Origin of the sequence: Neisseria sp. P0013.S005 (assembly GCF_051958425.1) — a bacterium.
Taxonomy (GTDB): Bacteria; Pseudomonadota; Gammaproteobacteria; order Burkholderiales; family Neisseriaceae; genus Neisseria; species Neisseria subflava.
On sequence record NZ_JBQCVL010000011.1, the window covers coordinates 14,896 to 37,777 of the forward strand.

Below are 22,882 nucleotides of genomic sequence, written 5' to 3' on the forward strand. Positions count from 1 at the left end.
TTAATCAGGTATCCAAGGGGGATTAAGGGGGTATTTGAGTAGAATCAGTGGATATTTGAAATAAAAACAGCCGAAAACCTGTGTTTGGGTTTAGGCTGTTGGGGAAAAAGGAATTTTGCAAAGGTCTCGGTCCGGATGCCTGATTAATCAGGTATTTAAGGGGGATTAAGGGAGTATTTGAATAGAATTATTGGATATTTGAAACAAAAACAGCCGAAAATCTTTATTTAGGTTTCGGCTGTTAGAGGAAAGGCTTTTTTGCAAAGGTCTCAGGCCGTCTGAAATTTCAGACGGCCTTTTTATATCGAAACCAATCAGATTTTTCTGGTTTTCAACCAAGCCCAAAGCAGCAGCAATACGACAAAGCCGAAATACAAAATACTCCACACCGGCAGGGCAACGCCGAATAGATAGTCCGGCTCGGCGCAGTTGCCAAAACCGCGGACGATGGGTTCAAACCAATCGAACAAAGGCCAGTCGCGCAGGCGGAAGGTCCAAGGTGCGCCGCAAGAAGGGGCGGTGCCGGGCGGCAGGCTTTGCAGCCAAATTTGATAGGCGGCGACACCTGCGCCGTAAACGGCCGGAGCGGCAATCAACAATGCCGAGAGCGAGCGGGCAAATTTGGAAGATTGAGAACTGAATGCCGTAACAATGGCCAACAGCCCGACTGCCAATACGCACAAGCGTTGCAGTATACACAATACGCACGGGTTCATGCCCAAAACGTATTGGGAAATAAAGGAGCCGCAGGCGGCAAATATGGAGAGGACGACTAAAAATAAAACAGTCTTGCGGAAAAAGTTCATAACATAAAACCTTTCAGACGGCCTAGATGCAAAACAGCCGATCAATAATGTTTACTTTAACACAAAACGCATATGCTTTTTTTGGTTTGACGGTTTTTTGCGTATGTTTGTTGATGTTGCGTAACCATAAATATGGAAACAAAAATGTGTTCCATATCGAAAAGGCCGTCTGAAATGTTCAGACGGCCTTTAGGGGAGAGACGTTTTATTTTTTCCCGTGAGATTTTTTGACATCTGCTTCAGTAATCGTACCGCCACCATTATTAAAGGCGTTCATGATGTAAGTGGCAACGGCGGCAACATCAGCATCATTGATAGCGGTAGCAGGCATGAAGCCGTTGTAGGATTTGCCGTTTACTGTAATCGGGCCGTTGATGCCTTTAGTCATGCTTTGCAACAGGGCTTGCGGTTTTTTATTGATATAGTCGGACTGGAATAAAGGCGGGAACATGGCACCCCGGCCTTCGCCTTTTTTACCGTGGCAGGCAGCGCAGTTGCTTTCGTAAATTTTTTGTCCTTTGCTCATCAGCGCGGCATCAGCGGCAAAAGCAGTTGGGATGCTGAGTGCGGTCAGAAGGAGCAGGATAGGGCGGAGTGCAGTCATGATGTATTCCTTTTTGAGCGGTGTTTTTGATGGCCACACGCTTGGTTTGCGTTTTAATAGCTTGATGATAACGCTAAAGGCCGTCTGAAAGTAGATTTTTCAGACGGCCTTTGGTTTAGGTCAAATCCAGCCTTGCAGATTGGCCCGACTTAATTGTGCAAGTGCGACAATCCAGTCGGCGGAATCGTTGAGGCAGGGGATGTAACGGTATTCTTTACCGCCGGCAGCGTGGAATTGTTCGCGTCCCATAATGGCGATTTCTTCCATGGTTTCGAGGCAGTCGGCCAGGAAGCCGGGACAGAATACGTCGAGTTTGGTCGTGCCTTGTTTCGGCAGCTGATCAAACAGGGCTTGCGTGCTGGGCTTGATCCATTGGGATTTGCCAAACTGGCTTTGGAAAGAAACGATGTATTCTTGTTCGGACAAGCCCAATGCCTGCGCCAACAGCTTGGCAGTATGGTGGCACTCGTCAGGATAGGGGTCGCCGTCATCGTGATGCTTTTGCGGAATACCGTGGAAACTCAACATCAGTTTTTCGCCGCGTCCGTTTTGAGCCCAATAGGCTTCAATATGCTGCTTCATGGCTTGAATATAGGCGGCATCGTCGTAATAACGGGAGACGGTGCGGACGCTCATTTGGTTGCGTTGCAGCAATAATTCTTGAAACACTTTGTCCAAAGCCGCGCCGGTCGAAGAGCCGGCATATTGCGGATAGAGCGGGATGACCAGCAATTTGCCCACGCCTTGGGCTTTGAGTTCCGCCAAAACGTCGGCAACGCTTGGATTGCCGTAAGTCATGGCATGACGGACGATGACATCGGGCAAATGTTTGGCCAGGGCTTCTGCTTGGCGGTGTGTGTAAACCTCAAGCGGCGAACCTTCTTTAAACCAAACTTTTTCATAGGCATGCGCGCTTTTTTTCGGGCGAAAAGTCAATACCAAGCCGCGCAATATCGGTTGCCATAAGAGCTTGGGCAGTTCGACAACGCGTTGATCAGACAGAAATTCTTTCAAGTAAGGCTTGACTGCGGCAGCAGTGGGCGCGTCAGGCGTGCCGAGGTTGAGCAGCAGGACGGCGGTACGGTTTTGTGCGGTGTAGGCTAAGGGTGGTTCGGTATGGAAACGGGACATGATTGTGCTTTATTAATTAAGAAAATTGAGGCCGTCTGAAAAGCAGTTTGAATCCAAACCTGATTTCAGACGGCCTTTAAAAGGATTAATCCACACCGCGGGCACGGTTTTCATGGAATTGCGCCTGCCAATCGGCAAATTCGCCTTGTTCGATGGCTTCGCGCATTTCTGCCATGATGACTTGGTAGAAGTGCAGATTGTGGATGGTGTTGAGTTGCGCGCCCAAGATTTCGCCGACGCGGTGCAGATGGTGCAGGTAGGAGCGGCTGAAATTCTGACAGGCGTAGCAGGTGCAGCTTTCATCAATCGGACGCTTGTCGAGTTTGTGTTTGGCGTTTTTGATTTTCAAATCGCCAAAACGGGTAAACAGCCAGCCGTTACGCGCATTGCGGGTAGGCATGACGCAGTCGAACATATCCACGCCGTGTGCCACGCCGTACACCAAGTCTTCAGGCGTGCCGACGCCCATTAAATAATGAGGTTTGTGTTCCGGCAGGATAGGGCCGACGGCGCGCAACATACGGTACATTTCGGGTTTGGGTTCGCCAACGGACAAGCCGCCGATGGCTAATCCGGGGAAGTCGAGCTCTTCCAAACCTTTCAGCGATTCTTCGCGCAAATCTTCATACATCGCGCCTTGTACAATGCCAAACAGCGCATTCGGGTTTTTCAGGTCTTCAAAGGCTTTTTTGCTGCGTTCCGCCCAGCGCAGGCTCATTTGCAGCGATTTTTGCGCTTGGCTGTGCGTTGCCTCACCTGGTGTGCACTCGTCCAACTGCATCACGATGTCGGAATTCAATACGGTTTGGATTTTCATCGACACTTCGGGCGAGAGGAACAATTTGTCGCCGTTGATCGGGCTTTGGAATGTACAGCCTTCTTCGGTCAGCTTGCGCATATCGGACAACGAAAATACTTGGAAACCGCCCGAGTCGGTCAAAATCGGTTTGTCCCAACCGATAAATTCGTGCAGGCCGCCGAATTGTTCGATAACTTCCAAACCTGGGCGCAGCCACAGATGGTAAGTGTTGCCTAAGATGATTTGCGCTTTGATGTCATGCAGGTTTTGCGGGTTCATCGCTTTGACCGAACCGTAAGTGCCGACCGGCATAAATACCGGCGTTTCGATTTTGCCGTGGTTCAGTTCCAAAGTGCCGCGTCGGGCATGACCGTCTTTTTTGTGTAAGGTAAATTTGAGCATAGTAACAATAGATTGGACGTTCGCGTGTGTGCGAAATGAAAGGGCAGATTATAAAGGATTTTTCGTTGGTTGACGGCTGGATTTTATCTTTGTCAAAACAATGCTTCAGACGGCCTGAATGATGAAGGAAATAAAAAATGAGGTATAAATCAAACAAAAATATTCAGGCCGTCTGAAAAGTATTTACAGATGCTTGCAAAAGAGAACACGCTTCGTTACAATAAGCGACTTAGATGAAGGCACATAGCTCAGTTGGTTAGAGCACCACCTTGACATGGTGGGGGTCGTTGGTTCGAGTCCAATTGTGCCTACCAAATTTCCATAACGGCTTTATGCCGTTATTTTTTAATGTTTTGGAGCTTTCTGATGTTGAACATTACCTTGCCGGACGGTTCGGTCCGCCAATATGAATCACCCGTTACCGTGGCGCAAATTGCTGCGTCTATCGGTGCAGGTTTGGCAAAGGCAACGGTAGCAGGCAAGGTTAACGGTAAATTGGTGGATGCTTGCGATCCGATTACCGAAGATGCCCACGTTCAAATCATTACGCCTAAAGACAAAGAAGGTGTGGAAATTATCCGTCACTCCTGCGCGCACTTGGTCGGTCATGCGGTCAAGCAGCTCTACCCAGATGCCAAAATGGTTATCGGCCCGGTCATTGAAGACGGGTTCTATTACGATATCGCAACTGAAAAACCATTTACGCCTGATGATGTGGCTGCCATCGAAGCGCGCATGAAAGAGTTGATTGCACAAGACTATGACGTCATTAAAGTAATGACGCCTCGTGCAGAAACCATCAAAATTTTCCAAGATCGCGGCGAAGAGTACAAATTGCGTCTGATTGAAGATATGCCTGAAGTGGAAGCAATGGGCATGTATCATCATCAAGAATACGTCGATATGTGTCGCGGTCCTCACGTTCCCAATACCCGTTTCTTGAAAAATTTCAAGCTGACCAAGCTGGCAGGCGCATACTGGCGCGGCGACAGCAACAATGAAATGTTGCAACGTATTTACGGTACGGCTTGGGCAAGCAAAGACGAATTGAAAGCCTATATCCAACGCATCGAGGAAGCGGAAAAACGCGATCACCGTAAGTTGGGTAAACAATTGGATTTGTTCCACCTGCAAGATGAAGCGCCGGGCATGGTGTTCTGGCATCCTAAAGGCTGGGCTTTGTGGCAAGTGATTGAGCAGCATATGCGCAAAGAGCTGAATGCTGCCGGTTATAAAGAGGTGAAAACGCCTCAGATTATGGATAAAACCTTCTGGGAAAAATCCGGCCACTGGGAAAACTATAAAGACAATATGTTCGTGACCAGTTCCGAAAAACGCGAATACGCGGTTAAACCGATGAACTGTCCGGGTCATGTGCAAATTTTCAATAACGGCTTGCGCTCATATCGCGATTTGCCGATGCGTTTGGCTGAGTTCGGTTCTTGCCACCGCAATGAACCAAGCGGTGCGTTGCATGGTCTGATGCGTGTTCGCGGTTTTGTGCAGGATGATGCACACATCTTCTGTACTGAAGATCAAATCGTTGATGAGGCACGTGCATTCAATGAATTGCTGGTTCGCATTTACAAACAATTCGGCTTCCATGATGTTGCCGTGAAGTTGTCCCTCCGCCCAGAACAACGTGCAGGTTCTGACGAAGTTTGGGATAAAGCCGAACAAGGCCTGCGTGATGCATTAACCGCTTGCGGCGTAGAGTGGGAAGAATTGCCTGGCGAAGGTGCATTCTATGGTCCTAAGATTGAGTACCATGTCAAAGATGCCTTGGGTCGCTCTTGGCAGTGCGGTACCCTGCAGTTGGACTTCGTATTGCCAGAGCGTTTGAATGCAGAATATGTAACAGAAAACAACGACCGTGCGCGTCCTGTAATGTTGCACCGTGCTATTTTGGGTTCATTGGAACGCTTCATCGGTATTCTGATTGAAAACCATGCAGGCTCATTCCCATTGTGGCTTGCACCGGTTCAAATGGTGATTATGAATATCACCGAGAACCAAGCAGATTATTGTCGCGAAGTGGCTGCTAAATTACAGACAGCGGGCTTCCGTGTCGAATTGGATTTGCGTAACGAAAAAATCGGTTACAAAATCCGTGACAACAGCCAATACCGTTTCCCTTATCAAATCGTCGTCGGCGATAAAGAGAAACAAGAAAACAAAGTTGCGGTACGCCGCAAAGCAGAAGACTTGGGTTCTTTGAATGTAGATGATTTTATTGCACAATTGCAGCAAGAAATCACTGATGCCCTCGTCAATCATTAATTTTTATAGGAGTATTCATCATCGCTCAAGAACGCGAAGCACGAATCAATGGTGAAATTACCGCCAAAGAAGTGCGATTAATCAGTGAGTCAGGCGATCAGCTTGGTGTCGTTTCAGTTCGTGAAGCTCTGGCTATGGCCGAAGAGCAAGATGTCGATTTGGTAGAAATTTCCCCGACTGCCAAACCGCCCGTATGCAAACTGATGGATTACGGTAAATACAAATACCAACAAGCCAAGAAGCGCGACGAAGCCAAGAAAAACCAAAAGCAGGTACAAATCAAGGAAATTAAATTCCGTCCGGGTACTGATGAAGGCGACTATCAAATCAAGATGCGCAACATCAACCGCTTCCTCGCCGATGGTGACAAAGTCAAAGTGACATTACGTTTCCGCGGTCGTGAGATGGCCCACCAACAATTAGGTGCCCAACTGCTTGAGCGCGTAAAAGAAGAGTTGGCTGAAGTGGCACAAATCGAGTCCTTCCCTAAAATGGAAGGCCGCCAAATGGTGATGATGATTGCGCCTAAGAAAAAATAAAGCTATAATGCAAGGCTTATTTCGATTGCCGCTCGAAATAAGGTTTAATTAGCGGCAAAAACCGTGGTATTTTGGGTTCCAAGTGTTTGAAATTTATTTCAAAACCCCTTATACCTTATCTAATAACGAATGGAGTTTTCCAATGCCTAAAATGAAAACCAAGTCTAGCGCGAAAAAACGCTTTAAAGTACTGGGTAACGGTGGTGTAAAACGCGGTCATGCGTTCAAAAGTCACATCCTGACCAAAAAAACCACTAAAACTAAACGTCAATTGCGCGGCACCGCTATGGTGGATTCACGCGATTTGGCTTCTGTTGCTAAAATGTTGCCCTACGCTTAAGGAGTTTAGAATATGCCACGCGTAAAACGCGGTGTTACCGCTCGTGCTCGTCACCAAAAAGTCTTCGCGTTAGCCAAAGGCTACCGCGGTCGTCGTAAAAACGTTTACCGTGTTGCCAAACAAGCGGTAATGAAAGCCGGTCAATACGCATACCGTGACCGTCGCCAACGCAAACGTCAATTCCGTCAACTGTGGATCGTTCGTATCAACGCGGGTGCCCGTGAAAATGGTCTGTCTTACAGCAAATTCATGAACGGCCTGAAACGCGCTGCTATCGAAATCGACCGCAAAGTATTGGCTGATTTGGCTGTATTCGACAAAGCTGCATTTGCACAATTGGTTGAAAAAGCTAAAGCTGCTTTGGCTGCTTAATTTGATAAGATTATTTAAAAAGGAAGCTTATGCTTCCTTTTTTCTTTTCTTAAAGAAATCCTATGTAGTTGATTTTCTTTCTTTAAACTCTATTTTTTTATACTAATTTGCGATAAAATAGGCCTCTCTTATCAAACGGATTGGCCGCAGTAAGACAAAAGGCCGTCTGAACGGGTTTGAAGTCAAATCCAACAGACGGCTTTGTTGTTTCAGACGACCTGCCATCAACAAACAGACGATAAACCACTATGGAAAATGTAAACCGTATCGTTGCAGAAGGTATTGCCGCTATTGAAGCCGCGCAAGACTTCAATGCCTTAGAACAAATTAAAGCACGCTATCTTGGTAAAACCGGCGAATTGACCGGACTTTTGAAAACTTTGGGTCAAATGTCTCCTGAAGAGCGTAAAACCATAGGCGCGCACATCAACGAATGCAAAAATCAGTTTCAGACGGCCTTTAATGCCAAACGCGATGCCCTGAATGAAGCCAAGCTGCAAGCCCAATTGGCTGCAGAAGCCTTGGATATTACTTTGCCGGGCCGTGCTCAAGAACATGGCGGTTTGCACCCAGTTACTTTGACTTTGCAACGTGTGGTCGAGCTGTTTCACGGTATGGGTTTTGAAGTGGCGGACGGCCCTGAAATCGAAGACGATTTCCATAATTTCCAAGCCTTGAATATTCCTGCAAATCACCCAGCGCGTGCGATGCAAGATACTTTCTACGTTGAAAACGGCGACGTTTTGCGTACACACACTTCGCCTATTCAAATCCGCTATATGCTTGACAAAAAAGAGCCGCCTATCCGCATTATTGCCCCCGGCCGCGTGTACCGTGTGGACAGTGATGCCACTCACTCGCCTATGTTCCATCAGGCCGAAGGTTTGTGGGTAGAAGAGGGCGTAACTTTTGCCGATTTGAAAGCAGTGTTCACTGATTTTATCCGTCGCTTCTTTGAACGCGATGACCTGCAAGTACGTTTCCGTCCGTCTTTCTTCCCGTTTACTGAGCCTTCTGCCGAAATCGACATCATGGGCGAAAACGGCAAATGGTTGGAAGTCGGCGGCTGTGGCATGGTACATCCTAACGTGTTGAAAAACGTCAATATCGACCCTGAAAAATATACCGGTTTCGCTTTCGGTATCGGTCTCGACCGCTTTGCCATGTTGCGCTACAACGTCAATGACCTGCGCTTGTTCTTCGATAATGATTTGAACTTTTTGAAGCAGTTTAAGTAATTTTCAGACGCCCCAAAAAATGGATAAATTAACCCCAGAGCAGCGTAAAAAATGTATGCGTGCCAACAAAAGCAAAGGGACGAAACCTGAGCTTGCATTGGCAAAGGCGATGTGGGCTTTGGGGCTCAGGTATCGGAAAAATAGCGGAAGCATTTTTGGAAAACCTGATTTTTCGTTTAAAAAATATAAAGTTGCCGTATTTGTCGATGGAGAATTCTGGCACGGTAAGGATTGGGAACAGAAAAAAGCGGAAATAAAGGGAAATCGTGAGTTTTGGATTGCCAAAATTGAGCGCAATATCAAAAGGGATATAGAAGTAACAGGCCGTCTGAAAGCCGAGGGCTGGACGGTTTTACGTTTTTGGAGTAACGATGTCGTTAAAGATACAACCAGCTGTGCCGAAGCAGTCAGACAAGTCATCTACGAAAAACAGGGATTGTCAAAATCTCAACAAGCAGGGAAAAAATAACTCCTCGTCTCAGTTACAGGATAAAAGCTACAATTTAGATATAGACGGACGACAAAAAAGAAAAAAAACTTTGATTTTTTCTTTTTTTTCTGGTTCAGGCTTTTTAGATTTGGGCTTTGAGTTGTCGGGATTTGAGATTGCCTTCGTTAATGAAGTCCATCCTCCGTTTTTGGAAGCGTATAAATACTCTCGAAGCAAAATGGGTATTCCAAAGCCTAAATATGGATATTTTGAAGGTAGTATCGACGAATGTCTTGATATGGAAAAAGCAAGAGATTTGTCTAGTTGGGTTAAAAAGGAAAAGCAGGATGGTGTTATTGTCGGATTTATCGGAGGTCCCCCATGTCCGGATTTTTCCGTAGCAGGGAAAAATAAAGGTAGGGATGGGGAGAATGGTAAGTTATCACAAAGTTATGTGGATTTAATTTGTAAAAACCAGCCTGATTTTTTTGTATTTGAGAATGTGAAAGGACTATATAGAACTGCCAAGCATAGGGAGTTTTTCAATGCGCTGAAACGGCAACTTTCTGATTTTGGGTATGTATGTACAGAAAAACTCATTAACGCTATCGAATACGGCGTACCGCAAGATAGGGAAAGAATTATCTTAGTAGGTTTTTTGAATCAGCATGTTGATACTTTACAGAAGTTCGATTGGGATGCCCATATTTTATTCCCTGATGCATTGGGAAAAAACTGGCCTACAACAGAAGATGTAGGAAGTGCCGTTAGTCAGCCTGAAAACATTTACCCTGAGCTGACAGTTCAGTATTGGTTCGATCGCAACGGTGTGGATACGCACCCGAATGCAGGTAAGCATTTTCAACCGAGGGCTGGTTTGAAAAAATTTCAAACAATCAGTGAAGGGGATGATAAGAAAAAATCCTACAAACGTCTGCACCGATGGCGTTATTCCCCTACTGCAGCATATGGAAACAATGAAGTACACATTCATCCCTATCTTCCCAGGAGAATTTCTGCGGCGGAGGCATTGGCAATACAGTCTTTGCCGAAGGAGTTTGAGCTGCCTGATAACATGACATTGAGCAATATGTTCAAAACTATAGGCAACGGTGTACCGTTTTTGGCAGCAAAAGGGATTGCGATGACACTGAAATCTTATTTGGAGAATCACTATGAGCGGACAAAAACTGACGGCTGCTAATTTGGTCAGTGCGATTGACAGCTTGAAAAAGAATGTCAATTATAACTATGTGAACAGCTCAAATACGCATACCATACAAATTGTCCATGTTGAAAAACCGGAAGGTCCGATTAAGATTAAAAGGGGAAATACGGAAACTTCGATATCGAAACAAGCAATTTGGCGGTTGGCGGATGCGTTGTCCACGGGGGAGCCTGTTAATGTGGACAGGGTGTTTGGCGCAAGTTATAACTTTCGTTCCGCACTGGAGGCATTGCTTGCCCATACACCCGAAATTTACTGGTGCAAATTGCAGCGGATACAACCGGGTCTGAATAAAAGCGAGGTGGTGGAAGGACACAAGCACATTATTTGGCTTCCCGATAGGCCGCATGAAAAAGGCGTAATGAAGGAATATGAGACAGATGTCGTTATTTCGGAAATCCCCTCCAACAATGTGGTTTACGATGCTTTATCCCTTCCTTCGACCCATTCAGAAATAGATATAGATGTAAAACGCCGCCACGTGCAAATACAGATTGCCCTTTCAGCAATAGGTTTCCAGCTTGGTTTCAGGACGTGGATTGCGAGAAACGACCAAGGTATCAGTTATGGGGATAAAAAAATTGCCGATTTGGACGGTATCGTGCAAAAGATAGAATGCGAGAAACTTATCAGTTCATTTGACGGCGCGGTTCAGGCCGCAATGCATATTGATTGCATCTGGTTCAGGAATGGAAAACTGATGCCGGCGGTGATGGAGGTGGAACATAGTACGGGTGTACGTTCCGGCCTTGCGCGGATGAAGCAGTTGAAAGACCTGTTGCCACCATATGCTAATACGCGCTGGGTTATCGTTGCTCCTGATGAAGATAGGGATAAAGTTTTTAAAGAAGCAAATGTTCCGATGTTTCAAAATTTAGATACCCAATATTTTCCTTATTCCGCAGTTGAAGAGTTGTATTCCTTGTGCATTCGCCGGAAATTGACAAATAAAGCTGTCAATGAAGAATTTTTAGACTGCTTTATGGAAAAATGTGTAATGTAATTTACACTCGGTTACCCTTAAGTTGTCCAATCAAATTTAATCTTTAGGAAAAACATGCAATTCTCCTACTCATGGCTGAAAACTCAAGCCAATCCTGATCTTTCTGCCGATAAACTGGAACATCTTTTGACCATGGCCGGTTTGGAAGTGGAAGAAATCGATACTGCCGCCCCTGCTTTCAGTGGCGTGGTTGTTGCCGAAGTAAAATCTGTTGAAAAGCATCCTGATGCAGACCGTTTGAACGTTACCCAAGTCGATGCGGGTACGGGCGAGTTGGTGCAGATTGTTTGTGGTGCGCCGAATGTCAAGCCGGGTATTAAAGTGCCGTGTTCGTTGCCGGGTGCCGTTTTGCCGGGCAATTTCAAGATTAAGCCGACTAAAATGCGTGGCGTACCATCAAACGGTATGCTGTGTTCGACCAATGAACTGGGTTTGCCTGATGATGGTGTAGACGGTCTGCACATTCTGCCTGAAGATGCGCCTGTCGGTACCAATATCCGTGAATATTTGGATTTGGACGATACGCTGTTTACGTTGAAAATTACGCCTAACCGCGCTGATTGCTTGAGCGTTAAGGGCATTGCGCGTGAGGTTTCTGCGTTGACTCAATGTGCGTTTACACCTGTTGAAATTCAGACGGCCTCTATCGGCAGTGAGAAAAAACAGGCCGTCCGTATTGATGCACCGGCTGACTGCGGCCGTTTTATCAGTCGCGTGATTGAAAATGTCAATGCGAAAGCGGCTACCCCTGATTGGATGAAACAACGTTTGGAGCGCAGCGGTATCCGCAGCATTTCCGCATTGGTGGACATCGGCAACTATGTGATGCTGGAAATCGGTCAGCCTATGCACGTTTTCGATGCTGACAAGCTGTCAGGCAGTTTAATTGTCCGCCGTGCTCAAAATGGCGAGACTTTGGCGTGCCTGAATGAGAAGACGGTTACTTTGGCTGATAATACACTGGTGGTCGCTGATGAAAAAGGTGCGTTGAGCTTGGCCGGCTTGATGGGCGGCGAGGCAAGCGCGGTTTCAGACGACACGCGAAATATTGTACTGGAGGCTGCTTGGTTTGCTCCGGAGATTATTGCCGGTAAATCCCGTCAATACGGTTTTGGTTCGGATTCTTCTTTCCGTTTTGAGCGTGGCGTGGACTACCGCTTGCAAGCTGACGCTATTGAGCGTGCTACCGAATTGGTGTTGCAGATTTGCGGTGGTGCAGCCGGTGAAATGGTTGAGGCACAAGGCAAATTGCCTGAGGCAAAACAGGTTGAATTGCGGTTAGGCCGTCTGAAAACGGTATTGGGCGTTGAAATCTCTGCCGATCAAGTCGAAATTATCTTGCAACACTTGGGTTTGCAGCCTGAGAAAACCGCAGAAGGCTTCCGTGTTACTTCTCCTAGCTTCCGTTTTGACATCGAAATCGAAGCTGATTTGATTGAAGAAATCGGCCGCGTTTACGGTTATGAGAATATTCCTGATGACTATACTTCAGGCCGTCTGAAAATGTTGGTTTTGCCTGAAACCAAACGCCCGCGTTTTACGGTTTATAACGAAATGGCGGCACGTGGTTACCGCGAAGTGGTCAGCTATGCGTTTGTGGATGAGCAATGGGAGCAAGACTTTGCTGCCAATACCAATCCTATCCGTCTGCAAAATCCGTTGGCGGCGCAGTATGCAGTCATGCGTTCTACGCTTATCGGCGGTTTGGTGGAAGTTTTGCAAAACAATTTGAACCGTAAGCAAAACCGTGTACGCGTATTTGAAATTGCCCGAGTGTTCAGCAAAGATTCGGCTGATCAATTTGTTCAAAACGAACGTATCGGCGGTTTGTGGTATGGCTCCGTGCTGCCTGAGCAATGGGGCGAGAAAACACGCAACGTAGATTTTTACGATATGAAAGCCGATGGTGAGAGTCTTTTGAAAAACAAGGAAGTATCCTTTGTTAAGGCCGAACATCCGGCATTGCATCCTGGACGTGCCGCCAATATTGTTTCAGACGGCCGAGTAGTTGGTTTTGTGGGCGAGTTGCATCCGAAATGGCTGCAAAAATATGATTTGCCACAAGCGCCGCTGGTATTTGAAATCGATATGGATGCGGTATTGGGTCGTGAGAAAACCCGTTATCAGTCCGTATCCAAATTCCAACCTGCACGCCGAGATTTGGCATTTGTAATGCCTGAAGCTGTGACGCATGATGATTTGTTAAATGCCCTGAAAGCGGCGGCGAACAAGTTGGTTCAAGAAATCAGCGTGTTTGACGTTTACCGCGGTACGGGCGTGCCTGAAGGCATGAAGAGCGTTGCTGTCAAAATCATTTTGCAAGATATGGAAAACACGCTGACAGATGAAGTCATCGAGCCTTTGGTTGCGAAAATGATTAAAGCGGCAGCCGAAAAAGACGCACAGCTTCGCGCTTAACATAAGATAAAAGTTGTCACCAAAAATCACCAATAATATTTGATTTTTGGTGAGGACTTGATTTTTAAAAGAATTTTGGTAATAATTGCACCAGTTTGAATGAAGGTAAACACATGACACTAACTAAAGCAGAATTGGCTGATATTTTGGTCGACAAAGTCAGCAACGTCACCAAGAATGATGCAAAAGAAATCGTCGAGCTCTTTTTTGAAGAAATCCGCAGCACTTTGGCGCGTGGTGAAGAAATTAAAATTTCCGGTTTCGGTAATTTCCAATTGCGCGACAAACCTCAACGTCCTGGCCGTAACCCTAAAACAGGCGAAGAAGTGCCGATTACCGCACGCCGTGTGGTAACTTTCCATGCCAGCCAAAAACTCAAAGGCATGGTGGAGCATTACTATGACAAGCAACAATAATCCGGTTATTCCTGCCAAGCGTTATTTTACGTTGGATGAGATGTGCCAATTGGTGCAAATCAGCCCGGCTCAGTTTGCCCAATGGCAACATGAAAATAATGTTGTGATTGGATACGGTGGCGATCGATATACGCGCTCAGATGTAGTTAAGTTGTTGAAACTGAAAGATACGTTTGAACCATATATCGATACGTTCAGCCGTGGCGCTTTGGATGCAAACGGCAATCCTGCCGCCAATGCGGAAGAAGTGCGTCATGGTCTGATGCAGATTTTGTCTGATTTGGAGCATCATCTGGGTTCTGAACAACAAAATCACCATGTCGAGCTGTAATCGATAGGGAAAGTTTAATCAAAAGTGCGAAGGCATACAAAGATTTGCATAATTGATTCTAATAAAGGCTGTTTGAATGATTTTCAGACGGCCTTTATTGTTTTATATTGCTTTCAAAATATCAGAATCTTGATTGCAAATGATTCTATGAAATAGCCGTAAATGTTATACTTAGCCTCTTGTTTGCCGATTGGGAAGAAACAGTCATTAGATAATGCGGATAGATGCCGCCTTTTCATGGCAGACTGAGGTTTTTAAAACAAATGTAACGGCAGAATAAACAGGCTGCCGGACAATATTCAAATCGATGAAATGGATAGCAGAAAATGAGCAGAATCCAACAAACTTTCTCAGCGCTCAATGGCGCAAAAGCACTGATTCCTTATATTACGGTGGGTGATCCCAGCCTTGAGACAACCTTGGCATTGATGCATAGCCTGGTGGCTAATGGTGCTGATATTTTGGAACTGGGTGTGCCGTTTTCTGACCCGATGGCGGATGGCCCGACTATTCAACGTGCGGCTGAAAGGGCGTTGGCAAATCATGTTTCTTTGCGAGATGTATTGGAAACAGTACGCTTGTTTCGCCAAACCAATGATAAAACGCCGGTTGTGTTAATGGGCTATTTGAACCCAGTACATAAAATGGGCTATCAGGCGTTTGCGCAAGCGGCTGCCGAAGCAGGCGTAGATGGCGTGTTGACCGTGGATTCTCCGGTAGAAACCATTGCGCCTTTACATGAGTCGTTGAAAGCACAAGGTATTGATTGTATTTTCCTTATTGCGCCAACGACAACTGAGGAGCGTATTCAAATTATTGCCAAAGTGGCCGGCGGTTTTGTGTATTATGTATCGCTCAAAGGCGTGACTGGTGCGGCAAGTTTGGACACTGAAGAAGTTTCGCGTAAAATAGAGCTTTTGCGCAAATACATCGATATTCCGATTGGTGTCGGCTTCGGCATCAATAATGCGGAGAGTGCGCGTAAGATTGGTGCGGTGGCGGATGCCGTTATTGTCGGCAGCCGTATCGTCAAAGAGATTGAAAGCCATGCAGGTAGCGAGGCTGAAGCAGTAGGCGCGTTGGTTAAAGAGTTGAAAGACGCGATTCGCTAAATTTTTCCATTCCATTGTTTCAGACGGCCTTACGTTCAACTGGCCGTCTGAATTCTGAATCCTAAGGAGTCATTCATGAGCTGGCTAGATAAAATTCTTCCTCCGAAAATTAAAAACCGAAGCAGTTCGTCCAGCGTCCCTGAAGGTCTGTGGCACAAATGTCCGTCTTGTTCGGCAACGGTTTACTCAACCGAGTTGAAACAAAACAGCGAAGTCTGTCCGAAATGTAACCATCACAATCCGCTTTCTGCGCGCGAACGTTTGGACCTGCTTTTGGATGAAGAAGGCCGTGAAGAGATTGCAGTCAATATTAAACCGACAGACCCGCTGAAATTTAAAGACAGCAAGAAATATACGGATCGCCTCACTGCTGCGCGTAAAGCAACCGGTGAGGACGATGCTTTGGTTGTTATGAAAGGCACCATGAACGGCCTGCCCGTCGTGGTGGCTGCTTTTGAATTCCGCTTTATCGGCGGCTCCATGGGTTCGGTCGTGGGGGAGCGTTTCGTGCAGGGTGTACGCCGTGCTGTTGCAGATAATTGTTCGTTTATTTGCGTGGCGGCTTCCGGTGGTGCGCGTATGCAGGAAGGTTTAAACTCTTTGATGCAGATGACGAAAACCAGCGCGGCTTTGCATTTGCTGACTGAAAAACGTCTGCCGTTTATTTCCGTATTGACCGATCCGACTATGGGCGGCGTATCTGCCAGCTTTGCCTTCTTGGGCGATGTGGTTTTGGCAGAACCGAATGCTCTGATTGGTTTTGCAGGTCCGCGCGTTATCGAGCAGACTGTACGCGAAACCCTGCCGGAAGGTTTCCAACGTGCAGAATTCTTGCTGGAGAAGGGTGCAATCGACCAAATCGTCGATCGCCGTTCCATGAAAAAACGTATCAGTGATTTGATTACTTTGTTGCGTCATGAAAGTAAAGTAACTGCTGCTTGATTAGCACAATAAGAAAGGCCGTCTGAAAGTAATATTTCAGACGGCCTTTTTGATTATTGATGATTAAGCAGTCAATGCGGCTTTCAAAACCTTGTTGACTTCACCCATGTCGGCTTTTCCGGCCAGACGGGTTTTCAGTACGCCCATAACTTTGCCCATATCGGCCATGCCTGATGCACCGGTTTCTGTAATGACTGCTTCAACGACAGTCTTGATTTCTTCTGCGGACATCATTTGAGGCAGGTAGCGGTTGAGGATTTCGATTTCCGCGTTTTCTTTATCAGCCAAATCTTGACGGCCGGCTTCGGTATAGATTTTGGCGCTGTCTTTGCGCTGTTTCACCATTTTGGTCAGGATAGAGATAACTTTGGCGTCATCGACTTCGGTGCGCTCATCTACTTCAAATTGTTTGATGGCGGCATTAATCAGGCGGATGGTGCTTAAAGATACTTGGTCTTTGGCACGCATAGCGGTTTTCATGCCTTCGGTTAATTGTGTTTTTAGGCTCATAATGTTCTCACTTTATATAAAAAGATACCGTCTGAAAAACAAAACACACCGCAAAGCTGCCCTTGCGGTGTGTCGTTTATCACAGGGCAGGCCTGTAATTAGTACATTTTAGGAGGCAGTTGTTGGCTGCGCAGACGTTTTTGCAGACGTTTGGCTGCTGCAGCTTTTTTGCGTTTGCGTTCGGTAGTTGGTTTTTCGTACGCTTCACGGGCGCGCAGTTCGGTCAACAGACCGGTTTTTTCTACGGCACGTTTGAAACGACGCATGGCAACTTCAAATGGTTCATTCTCTTTAACACGAATAGCAGGCATTTTATTTCCTTTAAATTTTGTTCAATCAAACCGTTTTAAGAAATAGAGGACGGTTTGTCATAATGGGGTAGTTGTTGTATCGCTGGTTTGCCTAGGGCAGGGCGGGATACGCGCCGTGATGTAAACATCACCTCCTAACAAGTCGGCTTTTGCCGTGCAAGTGACCTTTTCGGTCAGAAACAATCGTGCGATTATCTTATAAACCCGATAGTCTGTCAAGATTGCAGGCCGTCTGAACGTTTGATTCTGTCTCACTTTTCAGACGGCCTGTTGGGTATTAATAGCGGCCGGGAACCGTACCCATACGTTGTTTCAACGAAGTTTGCGGCTCATTGAACAATGACGCGTAATAAGTTGCGTTGGTCATGACTTTTTTCACATAGTCGCGGGTTTCTGTGAATGGGATGGTCTCGGCGTAGATGGCTCCTTCCAAAGGCGAAGAAGCCTGCCAGTTGCGGGCGCGGCCGGGGCCGGCGTTGTAGCCTGCGGTGGCCATTACTTCGTTATTTTGCAGGCGGCGTTTGGCATCTGCCATATACCAAGTACCCATGCGGATATTGCCGTCCATGGTGTAGAGTTCGCTGCTGCTCATGCCGATTTTGCCGGCGATTTCGCGGGCGGTTGCAGGCATTACCTGCATCAGGCCTTGTGCGCCGACGCTGGATTGCGCGCCCATGACAAAGCGGCTCTCTTGGCGAATCAAACCGTAAACCCATGCAGGGTCAACGCCTGCCTGTGCGGCATAGCGGACGGTCAGGTCTTTAAACGGAGAGAGGTAGCGCAGCTTGTAGTTGAGTTTGTGGTCGGTACGGTCTGCGCTGTTGATTGCCATGTCGTAGAACTGGTTGTCAAAAGCGACTTGTGCGGCAGTCAGCAGGTTATCTTCATTGAAGTCGCGGGTGGCAAAACGCCATTCTGCCTGTGCCTGACGGCGCATTTTGGAGTCGCCGTTGCTTTGGCTGTTTTTAAACAGAACCAATGCGCGTTTGATGGCACCATCTTCGCTCATGCGGCGGACGTCTCTGGCATCGGCATCGGAAACGTTGTTGCGCGTATTGATGCGGCGGCCTAATTCTTCACCTGCCATTACGGCGTAGAAATTGCGGCCGGAAGCGGCAGCTTTTTCGTACATTTCTTTGGCTTGGCTGCTTTTACCTTGTGCAGCGAAGCTGCGACCCAGCCAATATTGCCATGTCGGGTCTTTTTGCAGTTTTTCAGGCATATGCTGAATCACGCTTGCCAATTCGTCCCAACGTTGCAGGCGCAAAGCGGCGCGTGCGTACCATTCCAATTGTTCGTCAGTCAGTTGTTTGCGGTCGGAAACGCGGCCGTAGTAGCTCAAAGCAGTCGGCATGTTTTGGCTTTGTGCATGGTAGTGGCCCAATACGCCCCATGCGAAGCTGCGTTGTTCGCGGCTGAGGCCGGATTCCATGTCGGACAGGGTGGCGGCGGCAGAAGCGGATTTGCGTGCATCTTTGCCGATCACGCTTAACAGGCTGTATTCGGTCGCACCTTGCGCGCCACCTTCAAAGGGGCTGCCCAATGCGGCGGCGAGGTTGCGTGCATCTGTGGTTTGACTGTTGCTCAACAAGCCGCGCACGCGACGCCATGCGTCGTTGGTGTTCAGACGGCCTGAAGCTGCCGCGCTTTCAACCAAGCGGGTACAGCCGGCAGGCAGTTTGCCGGTAACGCGAACCAGTTCGGCGGCTTTGCTGTAATTGTCGCTGCTCAAATCGGCATAACATTGCACTTCTTGTGCGACGCCGGCGGCGTTCAATTTACTGAATTCTTGACGGAACAAATCCCATTGGCCGCGCGCGCCCAAGGTTTTCAGCCATTCGTTGCGGACGTTTTCAGCCATTGCGCTGTCGCTGGCTTGGGATAAAAATTGTTGTACCCAAGCATCGTCGCCGCGTTTGGCGGCATCGATGGCGCTTTGGTATTGGCTGTAATCGGACAGGATTTTGGATTCGCTGTCGGCGCGGCGTGAAGGAATAGAAGTAGATTTAGGCTGAACGACGGTTTCGGTATTCGAAGCAGTCGGTGTGTTTTGGGTGGCGCACGCCGATAAAACAGCGGCGGTAATCAAGCTGAGGGAGAGAGGGAAAAGACGTTGAACGTTCATTGGATACCGTGTCGTTTTTATAATCAAAATAACTGCTTATTTTAAATGAATTATGCGGAATAACCGAATTACAAACTGATATTTACATTTTCAAAGCCAGGAAATGATTAAGGCCGTCTGAAATATGAAACACTTTTGAGGTATTCCTAATTCAGACGGCCTTTTATGAAGGAAGTCGTCAATCGGGTTTGTGTTCGATATAGTCTTGCGGTTTGTCGGCTTTGTTGGTGCGCGTAACCGTATATTCGCCTTCGATAATGTCTTCATCATCTTTGGCGGAGCTGTAAGTCTGGTGGCTTTGGAAAGATTGCGTAGAAGAAACGGCCGCGTTGCCTTTAAACGGAATCAGCAAGAGCAGGGCAACAGCGGTTGAAATAAAACCGGGGCTGAGTAGGAAAACCGCGGCGGCAGTATAGCGAATCGGCCACAGCATCTGATAGAGGGAAATGTTTTGTCCGCTGCGGACGGCTGCGCCTGCGAGCAATAAGCCGGAGATGCCGGTATGGCGCAGCATGAAGATACCGCTGATAAAGCTGAGAGCCATCACAAACAGCGTCCAACCGCCGCCAAGCCAGTCGGCGACCCAGACGATGGACATGATTTCCAAAAAGATTAAAACCAAAAAACCGATTCCAAAATACTGCATAAGTGTTTGTTCCTTCATTCAACGGATAGTGTCGATTGTGTTTTATCTAGATAAAGATAAACCTTATTTTTTCAAGCAAATGCTGTGTGAAAAAGGGTAAACGGGTGATGAGGCCGTCTGAACGGAGATAAAAAGAAGGCAGATGTTTCAGACGGCCTTTAGATATTCTATCGCATCACATTGTTCCAATCACTTTCAAAATAACTGACAAGAATTTGGTTGTTCAAATAATTTGCTTCCACTTTACGCCTTGCCATATCGGGCGGAAAGCGGAACATTTCGGCGACGGTCTGGGCATTGAGATAGCGGGTGGGTACGTCGAATTTTTGCGGAATGGGGAAGTTTTGGTCGAAGCCTGCCAACACAAATCCCCATTCGCCAAAGGAAGGGACGTAAACATGATAGGGCGCAGTATTCAACTTGGCCGCTTCGAGGGTGGCAACGACCGACCAGTAGGCGTTAGGGGCGAAATAAGGCGAAGTGGATTGCACAACAATCTTGCCCTGCGGCTGAAGATGGCGGGCGACGAGGCGGTACATGGGGACGGAGTAGAGTTTGCCCAGTGAGAAATTGGACGGGTCGGGTAGGTCGATGATGATAACGTCGAATTTTTCAGACGACGCTTCCAGCCATTTGGCGGCATCGTCGTTGACGACGTGCATTTTGGGATGGGACAGTGAACCTTGGTTGAGCGCGCTCAAGGTGGCGGAGGTTCTAAAAGTAGCGGTCATGTCGGGATCGAGATCGACCAAAGTAACATTTTTGACCTGCGGATATTTCAAGACTTCGCGTGCCGCCAATCCGTCTCCGCCACCGAGAATCAGGACGCGTTCGGCATTGGGAACCATCTGCATGGCAGGCAGAACGAGTGCTTCATGGTAACGGGCTTCGTCGCGTGAGGAGAATTGCAGGTTGCCGTTGATGTAGAGGCGGGTGTCGTCTTTCCAGCGGGTAACGACCAGCCGTTGGTAGGGAGAATGGCTTTGATAGACGACGGGATCGCCGAAATAGCTTTGTTCGGCTTTGAAAGAGATACGGTCGGCGTAGGCGAAGGTGGCGGCGAGAACGGACAAGACAATCAGCGCGCGCAGGCGGATGGCGTGGTAGCGGGGTAATTCGGATTTGAATACACGCGCGGTCAGATAGGCGACGGCGGCGTTGAAAATGCCAAACAACAAGGCGGAACGTGCCATGCCGAGTTTGGGGGCGAGCAAAAGCGGAAACAACAGAGAGACGGCAAGTGCGCCCAAGTAATCGAAGGTCAATACTTTGGAAACGAGTTCTTTAAATTCCGCACCTTTTTGGTTTAACACGCGCATGACTAAAGGAATTTCCATGCCGACAACCATGCCGACAATCAGTACAAAAGCGTAGAGCAGGGTGCGGAACGGGGCGGCGGATAAACCGAAGGCCACAAATAATGCCAGCGCGGAAATGCCGCCGATGATGCCGACCAGAAGTTCGATTTCGATAAAGCGGTGCAACACGTCTTCGTCTTTGATGTAGCGGGTCAGGTGCGCGCCGATACCCATTGAAAACAGATAAAGCCCGATGACGGAGGAAAACTGCAAAATACTGTCGCCCAAAAGATAGCTTGCAAGCGCGGCGATGATGAGCTCGTAAGCGAGGCCGCAGCTGGCGACGATAAAAACAGAGATGATGAGGGTGCGGTGGGCGTTCATGATGACGTTTTTGTTGCTTGAGTGTGGGCAATGTAATGATTTTTAAGGTGGGCTGCAAGTTTATTTATAGGATGTAGAAAAGGCCGTCTGAACAAATTGTTTCAGACGGCCTTTAATCTGTCAGGCATTAATAGCGGTGTTTAAATACCATGCCCACTGCGTAAGAAGATTTTTTCGGCAAATCTTTGTCGTATTTCGGATTGACGTTTTCTTTCAACCAGCCGGCGCCGAGTGTGGCAGTTGTCCGTTTGGAGAAGCTGTAATCAGTGCTGACGGCAACGTGTTTGTAGTCTTCGCCGATAGAGCTTTTACCGTAGGCGAAGCCGATTTGAGGTTTGAAATTGCCTACTTTGTATGAGCCGGACACCATAAACTCTTTGGTGTTGTTGATTTCTTTGTCGTAAGAACCAGCTACGTTGCCTGCCGCATCTTTCCATACGCCCCAGCAGCTGAAGCCGTCGCAAGTGTTTTTGGCGTATTGGAACGCGGCATCGACGGAGATTTTGTCTTTGCTGTATCCGGCCATGAATGCATGGGCTTGGAAGTCTTTGGTTTCGGTCGGAGAGTCGTTGGGTGCGTATTCGGCAGCGTAGTGGGCGTTAAAGCCGTTGTTTGGGTGGTTGTAGTCCACACCCCAGCCGAAAACCCAGTCGCCGTCACGTTTTTTGTCCGGATTCCAGTCGTTGTTGTTGCGTGCGGCATTGGAACCTGGGGAGACGTTGAATTTGAATTGGAAACCGTTTTTCCAAGGAGACTCATAAGCCATAGAAACGCGGCGTTGGCCGAAGCGGGAAATTTTGCCGAATTCCAGAATCGAGCTGTTGGTGTCGAACGGGTTCAGATAAATGCTGTTCATGGGTGTACTGATGTAACCCATTTTGACGGTGCCGAGGTTTTTGTAGCTGTTGAGAGCGACGTATGAGTCGGCAGTACCCCAGCCGCCCCAGCGGTCGGAATCGAAGTAAATAAAGGAGCCAAGTTGCCATTTCAGCCATAAGTCGTTGTTGAGTCGTACTTCATCGGAGAGATAAAGACTGGAACTTTTATCGGAAATGGTTGTATTGGTGACGCCGGTTTTATTGTTGTGTTCGACCTCGGTCATAATGTATATGGTACCGTTCATTTTAGGTTCGGCGTGGGCGATGCTCATGGAAGAGCCGATGAGGGTAATGGCAACAAAACAAGATAACTTGTTCATTTTGTTCTCCTTTTATGTC

At 47.5% G+C, this 22,882-nt stretch carries 23 protein-coding genes and 1 tRNA gene; 14 read left to right on the forward strand and 10 right to left on the reverse strand.

The window, feature by feature from the left end:
• Nucleotides 1-314 precede the first annotated feature (314 nt).
• The 4 genes from ACTHTA_RS09715 to tgt form a co-directional block, all read right to left on the reverse strand.
• Complete coding sequence (locus ACTHTA_RS09715) at nucleotides 315-806, reverse strand: disulfide bond formation protein B (RefSeq protein WP_003683060.1); 492 nt, start codon at nucleotides 804-806, stop codon at nucleotides 315-317.
• A gap of 205 nt (nucleotides 807-1,011) precedes the next feature.
• On the reverse strand, nucleotides 1,012-1,410 hold the full coding sequence (locus ACTHTA_RS09720) for a c-type cytochrome (protein ID WP_049329197.1): 399 nt from the start codon (nucleotides 1,408-1,410) through the stop codon (nucleotides 1,012-1,014).
• A 120-nt stretch (nucleotides 1,411-1,530) separates the two neighbouring features.
• Nucleotides 1,531-2,541, reverse strand: coding sequence for a ferrochelatase (gene hemH / locus ACTHTA_RS09725; protein WP_049329198.1), 1,011 nt, complete (start codon nucleotides 2,539-2,541; stop codon nucleotides 1,531-1,533).
• 85 nt (nucleotides 2,542-2,626) lie between these two features.
• A complete protein-coding gene (tgt, locus tag ACTHTA_RS09730; RefSeq protein ID WP_049329199.1) occupies nucleotides 2,627-3,742 on the reverse strand; it encodes a tRNA guanosine(34) transglycosylase Tgt in 1,116 nt (371 codons plus the stop codon).
• A gap of 237 nt (nucleotides 3,743-3,979) precedes the next feature.
• Here tgt and ACTHTA_RS09735 point away from each other — a divergent pair.
• The 14 genes from ACTHTA_RS09735 to accD all read left to right on the forward strand — a co-directional run bounded on the left by ACTHTA_RS09735 (nucleotide 3,980) and on the right by accD (nucleotide 16,391).
• Nucleotides 3,980-4,056, forward strand: a tRNA-Val gene (locus tag ACTHTA_RS09735).
• Nucleotides 4,057-4,108: 52 nt separating this feature from the next.
• Nucleotides 4,109-6,022 carry a threonine--tRNA ligase gene (gene thrS / locus ACTHTA_RS09740; RefSeq protein WP_440364396.1) on the forward strand — a complete coding sequence of 638 codons (1,914 nt, stop codon included), beginning with the start codon at nucleotides 4,109-4,111 and terminating at the stop codon, nucleotides 6,020-6,022.
• A gap of 17 nt (nucleotides 6,023-6,039) precedes the next feature.
• Nucleotides 6,040-6,561, forward strand: coding sequence for a translation initiation factor IF-3 (gene infC, locus ACTHTA_RS09745; protein WP_079453677.1), 522 nt, complete (start codon nucleotides 6,040-6,042; stop codon nucleotides 6,559-6,561).
• A gap of 142 nt (nucleotides 6,562-6,703) precedes the next feature.
• Entirely contained in the window at nucleotides 6,704-6,901 is a 198-nt protein-coding gene (gene rpmI, locus ACTHTA_RS09750; protein WP_003675505.1) for a 50S ribosomal protein L35, read from the forward strand.
• 12 nt (nucleotides 6,902-6,913) lie between these two features.
• Nucleotides 6,914-7,273 (forward strand): 50S ribosomal protein L20, encoded by a 360-nt coding sequence (rplT, locus tag ACTHTA_RS09755; RefSeq protein ID WP_003675502.1) that lies wholly within the window; start codon nucleotides 6,914-6,916, stop codon nucleotides 7,271-7,273.
• A gap of 248 nt (nucleotides 7,274-7,521) precedes the next feature.
• Nucleotides 7,522-8,511 (forward strand): phenylalanine--tRNA ligase subunit alpha, encoded by a 990-nt coding sequence (gene pheS / locus ACTHTA_RS09760; RefSeq protein ID WP_003683075.1) that lies wholly within the window; start codon nucleotides 7,522-7,524, stop codon nucleotides 8,509-8,511.
• A 19-nt stretch (nucleotides 8,512-8,530) separates the two neighbouring features.
• Nucleotides 8,531-8,980 (forward strand): very short patch repair endonuclease, encoded by a 450-nt coding sequence (locus tag ACTHTA_RS09765; RefSeq protein ID WP_003683098.1) that lies wholly within the window; start codon nucleotides 8,531-8,533, stop codon nucleotides 8,978-8,980.
• A gap of 70 nt (nucleotides 8,981-9,050) precedes the next feature.
• Nucleotides 9,051-10,145 (forward strand): DNA cytosine methyltransferase, encoded by a 1,095-nt coding sequence (locus ACTHTA_RS09770; protein ID WP_003683097.1) that lies wholly within the window; start codon nucleotides 9,051-9,053, stop codon nucleotides 10,143-10,145.
• A gap of 1 nt (nucleotide 10,146) precedes the next feature.
• On the forward strand, nucleotides 10,147-11,172 hold the full coding sequence (locus tag ACTHTA_RS09775; RefSeq protein ID WP_003683077.1) for a hypothetical protein: 1,026 nt from the start codon (nucleotides 10,147-10,149) through the stop codon (nucleotides 11,170-11,172).
• 54 nt (nucleotides 11,173-11,226) lie between these two features.
• The gene (gene pheT / locus ACTHTA_RS09780; protein ID WP_440375767.1) at nucleotides 11,227-13,590 is read left to right on the forward strand and encodes a phenylalanine--tRNA ligase subunit beta; all 2,364 of its coding nucleotides are present in this window, start codon (nucleotides 11,227-11,229) and stop codon (nucleotides 13,588-13,590) included.
• 113 nt (nucleotides 13,591-13,703) lie between these two features.
• The gene (locus ACTHTA_RS09785; protein ID WP_003680933.1) at nucleotides 13,704-14,006 is read left to right on the forward strand and encodes an integration host factor subunit alpha; all 303 of its coding nucleotides are present in this window, start codon (nucleotides 13,704-13,706) and stop codon (nucleotides 14,004-14,006) included.
• Nucleotides 13,990-14,337 carry a hypothetical protein gene (locus ACTHTA_RS09790; protein ID WP_049351162.1) on the forward strand — a complete coding sequence of 116 codons (348 nt, stop codon included), beginning with the start codon at nucleotides 13,990-13,992 and terminating at the stop codon, nucleotides 14,335-14,337. The genes ACTHTA_RS09785 and ACTHTA_RS09790 overlap by 17 nt, the downstream gene beginning before the upstream one ends.
• 326 nt (nucleotides 14,338-14,663) lie before the next feature.
• On the forward strand, nucleotides 14,664-15,449 hold the full coding sequence (gene trpA / locus ACTHTA_RS09795; protein WP_137040538.1) for a tryptophan synthase subunit alpha: 786 nt from the start codon (nucleotides 14,664-14,666) through the stop codon (nucleotides 15,447-15,449).
• A 75-nt stretch (nucleotides 15,450-15,524) separates the two neighbouring features.
• Nucleotides 15,525-16,391: an acetyl-CoA carboxylase, carboxyltransferase subunit beta gene (gene accD, locus ACTHTA_RS09800; protein ID WP_070631664.1), complete on the forward strand. Its 867-nt coding sequence runs from the start codon at nucleotides 15,525-15,527 to the stop codon at nucleotides 16,389-16,391.
• Between the two features lie 63 nt (nucleotides 16,392-16,454).
• Here the strand turns inward: accD and ACTHTA_RS09805 are convergent, their stop codons facing one another.
• The 6 genes from ACTHTA_RS09805 to ACTHTA_RS09830 all read right to left on the reverse strand — a co-directional run bounded on the left by ACTHTA_RS09805 (nucleotide 16,455) and on the right by ACTHTA_RS09830 (nucleotide 22,863).
• Nucleotides 16,455-16,901 carry a GatB/YqeY domain-containing protein gene (locus ACTHTA_RS09805; RefSeq protein ID WP_308888258.1) on the reverse strand — a complete coding sequence of 149 codons (447 nt, stop codon included), beginning with the start codon at nucleotides 16,899-16,901 and terminating at the stop codon, nucleotides 16,455-16,457.
• A 98-nt stretch (nucleotides 16,902-16,999) separates the two neighbouring features.
• Nucleotides 17,000-17,212 (reverse strand): 30S ribosomal protein S21, encoded by a 213-nt coding sequence (gene rpsU, locus ACTHTA_RS09810; protein WP_003680926.1) that lies wholly within the window; start codon nucleotides 17,210-17,212, stop codon nucleotides 17,000-17,002.
• 277 nt (nucleotides 17,213-17,489) lie between these two features.
• Nucleotides 17,490-19,337, reverse strand: coding sequence for a transglycosylase SLT domain-containing protein (locus ACTHTA_RS09815; protein ID WP_440364400.1), 1,848 nt, complete (start codon nucleotides 19,335-19,337; stop codon nucleotides 17,490-17,492).
• A 178-nt stretch (nucleotides 19,338-19,515) separates the two neighbouring features.
• Nucleotides 19,516-19,983, reverse strand: coding sequence for an FxsA family protein (locus ACTHTA_RS09820; RefSeq protein WP_440364401.1), 468 nt, complete (start codon nucleotides 19,981-19,983; stop codon nucleotides 19,516-19,518).
• Between the two features lie 167 nt (nucleotides 19,984-20,150).
• A complete protein-coding gene (locus ACTHTA_RS09825) occupies nucleotides 20,151-21,668 on the reverse strand; it encodes a polyamine aminopropyltransferase (RefSeq protein WP_440364403.1) in 1,518 nt (505 codons plus the stop codon).
• A 124-nt stretch (nucleotides 21,669-21,792) separates the two neighbouring features.
• Nucleotides 21,793-22,863 (reverse strand): porin, encoded by a 1,071-nt coding sequence (locus tag ACTHTA_RS09830; RefSeq protein WP_070749640.1) that lies wholly within the window; start codon nucleotides 22,861-22,863, stop codon nucleotides 21,793-21,795.
• Nucleotides 22,864-22,882: the final 19 nt, after the last annotated feature.

Excerpts from the sequence above, each read along its gene's own strand:
- rpsU (WP_003680926.1), bottom strand. The coding sequence starts at position 17,212 with ATGCCTGCTATTCGTGTTAAAGAGAATGAACCATTTGAAGTTGCCATG.
- rplT (WP_003675502.1), top strand. The coding sequence starts at position 6,914 with ATGCCACGCGTAAAACGCGGTGTTACCGCTCGTGCTCGTCACCAAAAA.
- ACTHTA_RS09790 (WP_049351162.1), top strand. The coding sequence starts at position 13,990 with ATGACAAGCAACAATAATCCGGTTATTCCTGCCAAGCGTTATTTTACG.
- ACTHTA_RS09785 (WP_003680933.1), top strand. The coding sequence starts at position 13,704 with ATGACACTAACTAAAGCAGAATTGGCTGATATTTTGGTCGACAAAGTC.
- ACTHTA_RS09830 (WP_070749640.1), bottom strand. The coding sequence starts at position 22,863 with ATGAACAAGTTATCTTGTTTTGTTGCCATTACCCTCATCGGCTCTTCC.
- ACTHTA_RS09720 (WP_049329197.1), bottom strand. The coding sequence starts at position 1,410 with ATGACTGCACTCCGCCCTATCCTGCTCCTTCTGACCGCACTCAGCATC.
- ACTHTA_RS09815 (WP_440364400.1), bottom strand. The coding sequence starts at position 19,337 with ATGAACGTTCAACGTCTTTTCCCTCTCTCCCTCAGCTTGATTACCGCC.
- ACTHTA_RS09805 (WP_308888258.1), bottom strand. The coding sequence starts at position 16,901 with ATGAGCCTAAAAACACAATTAACCGAAGGCATGAAAACCGCTATGCGT.
- ACTHTA_RS09765 (WP_003683098.1), top strand. The coding sequence starts at position 8,531 with ATGGATAAATTAACCCCAGAGCAGCGTAAAAAATGTATGCGTGCCAAC.
- ACTHTA_RS09715 (WP_003683060.1), bottom strand. The coding sequence starts at position 806 with ATGAACTTTTTCCGCAAGACTGTTTTATTTTTAGTCGTCCTCTCCATA.
- rpmI (WP_003675505.1), top strand. The coding sequence starts at position 6,704 with ATGCCTAAAATGAAAACCAAGTCTAGCGCGAAAAAACGCTTTAAAGTA.
- thrS (WP_440364396.1), top strand. The coding sequence starts at position 4,109 with ATGTTGAACATTACCTTGCCGGACGGTTCGGTCCGCCAATATGAATCA.
- pheS (WP_003683075.1), top strand. The coding sequence starts at position 7,522 with ATGGAAAATGTAAACCGTATCGTTGCAGAAGGTATTGCCGCTATTGAA.
- ACTHTA_RS09820 (WP_440364401.1), bottom strand. The coding sequence starts at position 19,983 with ATGCAGTATTTTGGAATCGGTTTTTTGGTTTTAATCTTTTTGGAAATC.
- tgt (WP_049329199.1), bottom strand. The coding sequence starts at position 3,742 with ATGCTCAAATTTACCTTACACAAAAAAGACGGTCATGCCCGACGCGGC.
- pheT (WP_440375767.1), top strand. The coding sequence starts at position 11,227 with ATGCAATTCTCCTACTCATGGCTGAAAACTCAAGCCAATCCTGATCTT.
- trpA (WP_137040538.1), top strand. The coding sequence starts at position 14,664 with ATGAGCAGAATCCAACAAACTTTCTCAGCGCTCAATGGCGCAAAAGCA.
- hemH (WP_049329198.1), bottom strand. The coding sequence starts at position 2,541 with ATGTCCCGTTTCCATACCGAACCACCCTTAGCCTACACCGCACAAAAC.
- accD (WP_070631664.1), top strand. The coding sequence starts at position 15,525 with ATGAGCTGGCTAGATAAAATTCTTCCTCCGAAAATTAAAAACCGAAGC.